At 36.6% G+C, this 10,549-nt stretch carries 11 protein-coding genes and 1 pseudogene; all 12 read right to left on the reverse strand.

From position 1 onward, the window contains the following. Window positions 1-19: 19 nt before the first annotated feature. The 12 genes and pseudogenes from ACSLUO_RS15450 to ACSLUO_RS15505 all read right to left on the reverse strand — a co-directional run bounded on the left by ACSLUO_RS15450 (window position 20) and on the right by ACSLUO_RS15505 (window position 10,406). Window positions 20-1,258: an AAA family ATPase gene (locus ACSLUO_RS15450; protein WP_448249857.1), complete on the reverse strand. Its 1,239-nt coding sequence runs from the start codon at window positions 1,256-1,258 to the stop codon at window positions 20-22. Between the two features lie 158 nt (window positions 1,259-1,416). Continuing rightward, window positions 1,417-2,597 (reverse strand): IS3 family transposase gene (locus ACSLUO_RS15455; RefSeq protein ID WP_448249858.1). Its coding sequence is split into 2 segments (ribosomal slippage): window positions 1,417-2,312 and window positions 2,312-2,597, totalling 1,182 coding nucleotides; the frame shifts between segments, so codons are not numbered across the junction. Between the two features lie 355 nt (window positions 2,598-2,952). After that, window positions 2,953-3,258, reverse strand: a pseudogene (locus ACSLUO_RS15460) (DUF6804 family protein). After that, the gene (locus ACSLUO_RS15465) at window positions 3,259-3,450 is read right to left on the reverse strand and encodes a hypothetical protein (RefSeq protein ID WP_448249860.1); all 192 of its coding nucleotides are present in this window, start codon (window positions 3,448-3,450) and stop codon (window positions 3,259-3,261) included. A gap of 144 nt (window positions 3,451-3,594) precedes the next feature. Then, window positions 3,595-4,254 (reverse strand): hypothetical protein, encoded by a 660-nt coding sequence (locus ACSLUO_RS15470; protein ID WP_448249862.1) that lies wholly within the window; start codon window positions 4,252-4,254, stop codon window positions 3,595-3,597. Window positions 4,255-4,363: 109 nt separating this feature from the next. Further along, window positions 4,364-5,320, reverse strand: coding sequence for a hypothetical protein (locus ACSLUO_RS15475; RefSeq protein WP_448249864.1), 957 nt, complete (start codon window positions 5,318-5,320; stop codon window positions 4,364-4,366). 425 nt (window positions 5,321-5,745) lie between these two features. Beyond that, entirely contained in the window at window positions 5,746-6,303 is a 558-nt protein-coding gene (locus ACSLUO_RS15480) for a hypothetical protein (RefSeq protein WP_448249866.1), read from the reverse strand. A gap of 163 nt (window positions 6,304-6,466) precedes the next feature. Further along, window positions 6,467-6,619, reverse strand: coding sequence for a hypothetical protein (locus ACSLUO_RS15485; protein WP_448249868.1), 153 nt, complete (start codon window positions 6,617-6,619; stop codon window positions 6,467-6,469). After that, the gene (locus tag ACSLUO_RS15490) at window positions 6,600-7,136 is read right to left on the reverse strand and encodes a hypothetical protein (RefSeq protein WP_448249870.1); all 537 of its coding nucleotides are present in this window, start codon (window positions 7,134-7,136) and stop codon (window positions 6,600-6,602) included. The genes ACSLUO_RS15485 and ACSLUO_RS15490 overlap by 20 nt, the downstream gene beginning before the upstream one ends. Before the next feature lie 1,165 nt (window positions 7,137-8,301). After that, window positions 8,302-8,691, reverse strand: coding sequence for a hypothetical protein (locus ACSLUO_RS15495; RefSeq protein WP_448249872.1), 390 nt, complete (start codon window positions 8,689-8,691; stop codon window positions 8,302-8,304). A gap of 123 nt (window positions 8,692-8,814) precedes the next feature. After that, window positions 8,815-9,414: a hypothetical protein gene (locus ACSLUO_RS15500; protein WP_448249874.1), complete on the reverse strand. Its 600-nt coding sequence runs from the start codon at window positions 9,412-9,414 to the stop codon at window positions 8,815-8,817. A gap of 479 nt (window positions 9,415-9,893) precedes the next feature. Further along, a complete protein-coding gene (locus tag ACSLUO_RS15505) occupies window positions 9,894-10,406 on the reverse strand; it encodes a hypothetical protein (RefSeq protein ID WP_448249876.1) in 513 nt (170 codons plus the stop codon). Window positions 10,407-10,549: the final 143 nt, after the last annotated feature.

Here is a 10,549-nt window from a genome sequence, read left to right on the forward strand (position 1 = left end):
TGTTAGTTGCACATTTCACCTACACCTTAAAGTTTTTCTTTATAACCTTCTCTTTAGCTGCATCTTTGTAGATGGCTGTACGGATACACATTAAAAATCGAGGGTCTCTGATTGCGTAAGTATTATCGCTCTTATTTAAAAGAGGTGTTACACCTTCTGATAACCTACTCAAAATGCTGCCAATTCCCATATTTGTTTTAGGAATTGTTGTTGGAAACTCTGTTCTTATCATTGCATCTATTTTTTTCGAATCAAATTGATGTGTTGATATTTTTCCGATGCAATAGATCACTTGGTTTTTTCTAGTTACAGCTGTTGAACGATTTCCCCAGTGACAATCAATAACATTATAACTTTGTCTTAAACCTTGCCTCAACCATTCGAAATTTGCTTTTTTGAGGAGTGACGTTTCATATTTCCATCCATTGTCCTCTATTTCATAAGCTAAACTTTCGCAGTACTCGTGAACCCTTTGGGGAATCCCTAGGGTAATAAAGCAAATTTGGTTAGAAAGTTGAATAAGTTTTTCACCTGTAATATTAATAGCTAACTGATCAAAACCTTTCTTAACTATTTCCATTACTTGCCCTGAATCTAACCCTGCAACTTTATATATTTCATTTATTCGATTCGAAACTGACTCAACATTTTTGGTTTCACTAAAATATTGCAGTACGCCACTAGGTACACCCACTATTAGAAAATTAATATTACACATTGAGTAACGTTCATCGTCTAAAAGTATGATGATATCTGCGAGCTCATCCATTAATTCAGAGCATTCAAATATTGATTCCAAGTTATCTAGAACAATTATTTTTTTATCAGGGTTACTTTCATGGAAGATTCTGAATGCTTTAAGGAGAGGCTCTTCTTGGGCAATGGCGTAATTACCATTATGTTTAAGGCCTCCTTTTGCGAAATAAGCATTTATTTCAGCAGCTTTCTCCTCATTAAACCCAAGCTTATTTACAGTCCCTGGCTCAATCAGACAGTTACATATTTCTTGAGTAATTGACTTCAACCTAGACGCATTAGCGCAATTTGCAATTACATGAGGTATAGAGTTTTCACTTAGTACTTTTTTATAAAGCCAAGATTTACCGTTACCACTTTCTCCAAAAATTAAAGAATGTGAATTACGATTTATTGCTCGTCTAAGTGCTTTTTCATGCTGAGGTCGTTCAACATACATTGAATCGTTAACCTCACTCTGCCTAGGAGTAAAAACTTCCGTGATTTCTTTTCTATTTGTCATTTAATTTTATTCTTGTTATTTGATTGATGCGCAAAAGTTAATAGTGCAACTAACGCCTCATTAAGAGGCTGATAAAAGTTTGCTAAAATGTGTAGCGAAGCGGAACCGAGCAAACTTTTAGCAGTGATCTACCCCCGATAAAACGGACACATTTAAATTTATGCTGCCAGGGCTTCATATTCTATTGGTGAACAATAGCTTATCCCTGAATGCAACCTCATCGCATTGTAGTATTTGTTGATGTAACTGCCAAGCGTTCTGCGTAATTCCTTATCACTTTTAAAAGTGTTTCCGCGAATAACCTCGGCCTTCATCGAATGGAAAAATGACTCCATATGCGCATTGTCCGTACATTTACCTGCTCGACTTAAACTATGTGTAATGCCGCGCCGTTTTAATACTGCCTGAAATACATTCCCCCGATATTCTACACCTCGGTCTGTATGTAACATTAAATCGTTTGGTGGTTTACGCGTTTTAATGGCCTGTTTTAATGTTCGCTTAGTGACTTCCATCGTTCTATTTTTATCTAAACTCCAGCTAATAATACGCCGTGAGTATAAATCCATTATCACCGATAAATATCGCCAAACACCATTTACTTTCAAGTACGTCACATCGGCAACCCATACCTTGTTTTTTGCTTTAGGCACGCCTCCATCAGGTCGTAAGTTTTCGCCTGACGCTAAAAAGCGTTTTAACCCTTGCGACCGATAGGTCACAAGCACAACACGCGCAACCAAACCAAGTTCACCATATAAACGCTCTACTCGCCGTTTACTAATACGGTAGCCTGCTTTGATGAGTGCTTTAAAAATACGAGGGCTGCCATAACGCCCCTCATTTTGTGTGAATATCTGCTGAATTTTTTCTTTCAACGTCACATCCTCTAACGTGCGTGCACTCGGTTGTCTTTCGCGCCAATCGTAATAGCCACTTTTAGATACATTAAAAAACGTCAACAACCTCGTCACCTTTATGTCGGCTCTGAGTTTTTCGATGAATCGATATCTGCTTGATGTTCCTCGGCAAGAAACCGTTGCCACTTTTTTAGAATATACAGCTCCTCCTTGAGTTGCTTATTTTCACGCTCTAGTTGTTGTTCTTTGGTCAGTGCTTTTTTGGTTTTAGATTGTCCAGCCACTTTTTTTCGCTTATCAGCCACAATTATTCCTTCACGATATTCTTTTCGCCATCGTGACAGCATAAACGGGTGAATGTCGAGTTTTTCTGCGACAGATTTTATGGTGACGCCAACAACAAAACTCAGTTGAACAGCGTTGACTTTAAAGTCGTTTGAATACTTCCAAGTGCGTCTTGGATTATTGTACTTCGGCATAGAACACCTCATCTTTAATTAGATTTTGGTGTCCGTTTTATCGAGGGTAGATCAGTGTGAAAGATCTGTAACTATCCCTGAATCCGACATTGATAAGTGTAATGTTGAGTCATGACACCATGTTCGATTTGTTTTTTTTTGATAAGCAACATCAATTGCTTCGGGTTGATTACTTATATATGCAAAGTATCCCACCAAAGAAAGGAGAATTGAAATAAAGGAGAACTCGATGATATTAGATTTCAACACTAAACCTCTTTAAGCAAGTTAACGCCTTGCTCAGCGGCAGTTTAAAGTGGCACGTTTTTGCGTATGCAAAAAAGTGCCACTTTAAACTGTCCGCTGGAGCTATTTGTTATGTGCTTTGCTTGCTATCTTCTTGTATTCTGCCACTTATAAGCACTAAAAATAGCCCAGAACAGAAATCTATTATTGCCCACATTTCTTTTGGGAAATGAATTTTAAAGATTGGGTTGAACACAATAGCCAAGACCACAAAAGCCCAAGGCAATAATTCTTCATTTCGTTCAAAAGCAATATATGCTGCTCATGCAAAGACACCACAAGCTATAAACCGCAACAACATGTAATACCCATACGGCAAAGGTAAAACTCCGACAAAAAGAAACCCTGCTGCAATATAGATAAGGATTTTTGGCATTTACCAAGCACCAAACCAAATGCCGATGCCATGAATAATGGCTATAGGAAAGACCAGTGCCCCTGCAATTAAGAACCCCCATCGTTCATCTGCAAGGCAGGTTATTACATGCGTAATCCACGCACCAAACATAGCAATGTAGATGAAAATCAATATTTCACCTTCACCTTTCATTTTCTTAAGGTTGATCATTTCTTAATTTCTCCTTTTAGTACATAACGCCGCTATAAGGGGCCGGAGTTGCGTTGATTTGTTTGTGCTAGCGTAGCGAAAAAGCACAAACCAAGCAACGCAACGGAGGTCCAGCCAGCTCGCTGGCGTACCTTGATAGCCTTGTTAGCCTTTGCTGAACCACTTTTTTGTAAAAATGGTATAGCTTTTCATTGGTTCTTCGAAACATGGTTTAGTAACAGTTTCTAATGACGCCTGAACCGCTGATAGCTTTTCTCTAATTTCATCGTCTTCGTTATAGCGATCCCAGAAGATACCTTCATGTCGATGCATTTCGTCAAGATGCCTTTGAAACTCATCGGCTTCCATTTGAACTCGACCTTGTCGCTGCCAATAGTGAGTTGCAAGCATATTTGCGGAAGTGAATATGGAATTAATAACTTGGTGAGTTTCTTTGAAAATACTTTCAGTATCCGGGCCAAATACAGCCATGAACTTGTATTTAAGCGTACTGAACTTAACAAAAATTTCTTTCTTTTTTTCATAGCGTTCAAATACGATAAATCCCCTATCAAGCAATTGCCTTTCTGCGTCGGTTTCATGTGGGGCGCGCTCTCTAGTGCTTCCTTCAGTGCTACTGGAAAAAGGGCTTCTAATAAATGCAATTGCATCTTTAATTTCGAAGTATGCCGCTAAAGTTTCTTCTGCAAGTTCAATTTTACGCTTGCCAATGAATTCTCTTTTCCACGCACCAACGCCAGTAATTATTGCCCAGCATGCGGCTACGACTGACACGGCTTGGGCGATTGTTGCTAATTCGATCATTCATACTCCATATGAAGGCTAACGCCTTACTAATGGGCGCAAAATGCTTGGCTAAAATTGGCGACGAAGGAGCGCAAGCCAAGCGTTTTGCGTCCTTTTGAGTAACTTGTTAAGCATACTTGCTGAGAAAGTCATTACATTGTCTTTCATAATCAAGCTTTACAGACTCATCATCGATGTAATCCCGAGTTACTTTGAAGATAATATGATTACAAATCGCATGAAGGTAAACAGCATCTAGTTCATATTTTTCAGGTTTACTAGGATCCCAAGCTTTGGGGTTCTTCTCACTATGGTGATGCAACGTCCCCCTTAAATCTACAATATAATCTATGAATTTTTCATAACTATCATAAACATCAATTGATTGTTTCTGTTTGCGTAATTCAACGTTTAACAAACCTTCCAAAGAGTGTTCTTTTGCGTGTGTAAAAGCCTGTTTTAATTCAGCTGATGATTTTAGCTTTTGTTTAACTTGATTACCGCGCCATTTCCCATCTCCAAATCGAGTTTCCAAAATCATATAAAAATCGTAAATCGCATCTATGTACTCTTGTGCTTCCATATCTATAGTTCCTTTTCGATAGAAACTAGTTATTACAGATTCTTTTGCACCATCCCAAGATGTGATTACAGCCCTAGCTACTAAATCAAAAGATAAAGGTGGGATTTCATCTAAGCTCATTCTTTCTGATCTGGTTGAAAAGTTGAATAGTTTTAACTTTTCTTTTTCATCAGCACTCTCTGGTAACCACACTACTTCAAAGTTACGTTTATCTATTGATTGAAGCCCCCAGACTGACATGAGAGCTTCAATCCCTCTAAGGTTTCTTTGAATAAAATGTAATGCAGGGTTATTTATATTTAATTCGTGTCGATTTTGAGATGTTTTAACAATGTTTGGATAGTATTTTTCTTCTACAGGAATAGTAACTTCAATATGAGTTGCAACGCTACGCTCATCAAGCAAAAAAGAATAACAATAGCCTTTTTCATATATGGGAAGCATTTGCTTTGGATCTAACTTAACCTCACCACTAATTGAAAATTTATACTTCGCTTTCATTTTACATCGATCCCTGAGGTATGCTTAACGCTTTGCTAATGGGCAAAATACCGTTTGCTAAAATTGGCGAGGCACGAGCCGAGCAAACTGTATTTTGTCCTGTTAAGCAACTTGTTATGTGTAAAACCAAGTTCAAAACTTAGCCTGAACAATAACGAAGCTACCCTTAATTAAAATTATCCTTGAGCCATTTAAGCCCAAACGAGAATAAAATAATAGCTTTACCACAAAACTTGTTTTGTAATTGCGTAAAGCTTATTAGTGGTGGCAACTAAACTTACAATGGCGAAACACACCACTTAACTTTTCAATGTTTCTTTTAGTTACAAACACATAACGCCTCAATAAGAGGCAAAAAATAGTTGGTTAAAATAAGCGACGAAGGAGCAAAAACCAACTATTTTTTGTCCTGCTTTATTGACTTGTTAGGGTTTTACCAACTCCGCCCATTTATTATGTAAAAAAGTACGAGATTGAATAACTGATAGCATATAAGGCTTAAACTCACCTTTGGGCAACTTAAAAATTGCACTATAGACTGCGATTTCATTTGCCTCAATACCTTCTGATTTTGCCCAAGCTTGAACAGCAGGATCTGGATCTAAAGTTATATCTGCTTTATCCAGTGCTTTAAGATAAATGAAATACTCATTTTCTGATTCAATTTTCGTAGGGTCACGTTTAATTGAAAACTCAATGACATGTAGATCAGGGTTTTCATTATAAAGTTGTGACACATTGATTTTAACAACTTTAAGATATTCAGGTTCCGCAGCCCAGAATTCATTAATGTCATTGGCAAATGATGAAAATGAAAATAAGGAAAGAATAAAAATAATAGATTTGATTTGCACCAGTTTCTCCGTAAACCCTAACGCTTTGCTAATGGGCAAAATACCGTTTGCTAAAATTGGCGAGGTACGAGCCGAGCAAACTGTATTTTGTCCTGTTAAGCAACTTGTTATGTGTAAAACCAAGTTCAAAACTTAGTCTAAACAATAACGAAGCTACCCTTGATTAAAATTATCCTTGAGCCATTTAAGCCCAAACGAAAATGAAATAATAGCTTTACCACAAAACTTGTTTTGTAATTGCGTAAAGCTTATTAGTGGTGGCAACCAAACTTACAATGGCGAAACACACCACTTAACTTTTCAATGTTTCTTTTTCTTTAGTTAAAAACACATAACGCCCGCTTAACAGGCGCGAAAAAGCTTGGCTAAAATTAGGAACGAAGTGACGCAAGCCAAGCTTTTTGCGTCCTTTGTTGAAGCGTTTGTTATAAGCCAAAACGCCCATCAAATTCTGCAATTAGATCACCACCCTGAAACTGCTGAACTTTGTAATAATTATTGTCCTTATCAAGTTCAATAAAATAGCCAAATTCATAACCGCATACATGCTCAGGGTGAGTTTGACCGTCAAAAGACCAAACATCATCATAGCTAGCCTTAGTCAATGTACGAAGTCTTGAACGATCGCTTATTTTTTCTTGCTCAGGTCTTTCCGATTTCTTCATTTCTATAGCGATCAGATTATCTCGCCCCATAACTTCACCGCGGCTATGCAATATTAGATCGCAAGTAATATTTATAACTTGCAGATCGTCGTCTAACATTGTTTTTACCATGCCATTTTGCTTTCGATTGTACTCTGTATCAGCGTAATAATCGGTTAAACCATTTTGGTGAGTTATCGCTTCTAGAGGTATAGCAAGCCGAGAACATAGATTTCTTTCACTAACACCGCTAAGTATATTTTGGGCTTCTCTTTCAAAAAACTGATGCAAACTTTGTTCAAAAATCTGAGCTAACACTCGGGCTCTCCATGGCTTATAACGCCCCAAACAGAGGCAAATAATTGTTGGCTATAATTAGCGACGCAGGAGCAAAGCCAACTGTTATTTGTCCTGCTGATTTGGCTTGTTAGGTGCTAGATCAATACTGGCGCGGTTTACCGCCAAAACACTTAACAAAGGCACAAATCTATAATTCAAAATTAAAGTGAGAAAGTTTAACCGAGAAAAGAATACTTGAATTGAAAAGTCCTTTTCACAAAAGTTAATGATTTTTCATTAATCACTTAGTTTTAATAAAACACAAAGTTAAAAACTTGAAAGTTTAACCTTGTTAACAAAGCATAATACTTTAAATTCAAAGCCGATTTAAAACAACAATAAACATAAAGAAAAAACACCTAACGCTTTGCTAATGGGCAAAATACCGTTTGCTATAATTGGCGAGGTACGAGCCGAGCAAACTGTATTTTGTCCTGTTAAGCAACTTGTTATGTGTAAAACTAAGTACAAAACTTAGCCTGAACAATAACGAAGCTACCCTTAATTAAAATTATCCTTGAGCCATTTAAACCCAAACGCGAATGAAATAATAGCTTTACCACAAAACTTGTTTTGTAATTGCGTAAAGCTTATTAGTGGTGGCAACTAAACTTACAATGGCGAAACACACTACTTAATTTTCAATGTTTTCTTTATTTAGTTACAAACACATAACGCCCCAATAAGAGGCAAAAAATAGTTTGCTAAAATGTTGAGGCACGAAAACAGCAAACTGTTTTTTGTCCTGCTTGATTGGCTTGTTAGTTGTTTTTTAATTACAAAGCACTGCAAATACAACAAGTTAGCATGTTTAATTGATGGAAGGAAGAAACCCAAAGCATTTCCGCATTTACCACCAAACGTTTGAACTTTGAGCCTTAAAAACTAAAGCCACGTTTCACATAATACTACGCAAGGCGAAAACTGGGTTTAGCAAAAAGGAAGATTAGATTTGTCGGCACTTCCATTGCCAAAACAAAGAATTGAACCACACGCAAAAATAACCGTTGAGCACACAAATACAAAAGCAATTTTACAAATTTATGCGGACAACTAACGCCTCCATAAGAGGCAAAAAATAGTTTGCTAAAATGTTTGAGGAACGAAAAACAGCAAACTGTTTTTTGTCCTTTTAATGGACTTGTTAGAGGTTTGTTACCACCCAAACCAAGCCGAAAATAATTATTAACCCAACTATAAATATATTGCCACTCTTTTTAGCGACACCAACATGTTCTTCTGTGATTGGGCGCATAGGCAATGAAGATAACTCCCAAAACGAACAGACCAACCATACAAGTGGAAATAGCATTAAACTGAAAATACTATTTGTTTGAAATAGTAAAAACACACTTAAAGCTGCCCCCAATATTTTTCCCAAAGTTGGCCAGCCCGATTGAAAACCAAAACGATATTTAGAATGCACAAAACTTAGTTCACCGCATACTTTGCATTTAGAAGGAGAATCAGAACCAGACCAAAGCTTTGACCAAAAGCCAATTCCCTTTTTATTGCAGCTTGGACAGATAAACAAATAAAACCTCTAACGCCACGTTAAGCGGCAAAAAATTGTTGGCTAAAATTGTGAACGGAGTGAAACAGCCAACTATTTTTTGTCCGTTTGAACGCCTTGTTAGTATTACATTACACCGAACTGTTAATAAACAAAGAAACCGGATATTGCTAATATGAACAATATATAGGGAATAATGTAATTAGAAAAACTTGGACTTCTTACAACACAGGATAATATGATTCTAATGATTATAAAACTACCGTAAATTCCAGTAATATTTAATTGTTTAGGTGACTGTGCAGTAGTCCAGCGAATATTTTTACCCGTTTCTTTATCTTTCTCAGCATTTGAAGCAAAGTCATAGTTAATTAACACTTTGCGTCTCTTAAACTCTAAACTGTTTATTTGATTTCCTTCATCGGAAAAGTCATCAAATATTGGCTCTTTGGTTTTATACTTTAGATAGTTTTTGACGTAAGTCTTTCCTTGTCTTGAAATAAACTCACTTAAGAACTCAGTCGTAAATTTCCCATTATATTTTTGCCAGTATCGATATAAAAACCAAAAAATTGCAATCCAAGCCATAAGAGTGAGGAATTTAGGATTTTGAAAAGATACGTTTATTACCTGTAACCTTATTTCATTTGATATAAATGTGCCTTCGCCATAAAAATAAGTAATAAACGCAATGGATGTAATCATCAAGTTACGTCTTTCTGGCTCTGAATCCTGAATTGGCATGCATAGTTCCAAGTAATACTAACGCCACATTAAGCGGCTTAAAACAGTTTGCTAAAATAGTGAGGCACGAACGGAAGCAAACTGTTTTTAGTCCGACTTTAATGCCTTGTTATATATTTTTTTAAGTTTAACTAAGTTAACCAGTTAAACCATTATTTGCAATATGAACTGCATCACCCACCGCCACGTACTCCAATGTTAGAAAAGAAAGCAACATAACGAGCGGTGCTATGCGAATGGGCATTGCAAAACCCAAACAAAACAGTAGAAGTAAAAGCCCTATTTGCATTTAACAAATGCCAAAAGAATTTACAACGAATGTTTGTTAAAAACACAAAACCACGAAGCTATTTTACCTACAATTCGTGGCGGTATATAACGCCCATTTAAGGGGCAAATAATATGTTGGCTAAAATAAGCGACGAAGGAGCAAAAGCCAACTGTTATTTGTCCCGCTTGAAATACTTGTTATAACTCAATTACTTCGAAAACTTAATTTCATATGAAGCCTTAGAAGTTTTATTTGATACCAAATCTTTAACCTGAGCATAAACTTTATAAACACCTTCAGGATCACTATGCTCTAAAATCAAATCAAGAGCAGGATCTGCCATGACAAAAGAGGCAACGTTAGGAGACTTACCACTGCCCCTAGCATAATCTTTTTTTCCAAATAGCAATTTACCATCTGGTTGTTCAATATACATTGAAACTGAGAAAGCATAGTTTTGAGATAAATTTGGAGTCATGCCTGAAACAAGAAATGAAATTACGATAAGTTGATTAGGCTTAGCCTCTTTAAGCCTTTTTATCGTTACTCCTTCGCTACGAGAATTAGTAAGCCAATCTTCTATATATTTTGGGGAGCCAGAGGCAACTATATCGACAGAAAGGTTTCCAGCTTTACTAGGAGATGGGCCTTTTACTTTTTCTGCATGTAAGTTAAATGAGAAGAAAAGTAATATTAAAACTAGTTTAGAAAATTTGCACATAATCATCCTTGAGTTATAACGCCACATTAAGCGGCTTAAAACAGTTTGCTAAAATAGTGAGGCACGAACGGAAGCAAACTGTTTTTAGTCCGACTTTAATGCCTTGTTATATATTTTTTATGTTTAACTAAGTTAACCAGTTA

The organism is Thalassotalea agariperforans (assembly GCF_053470345.1).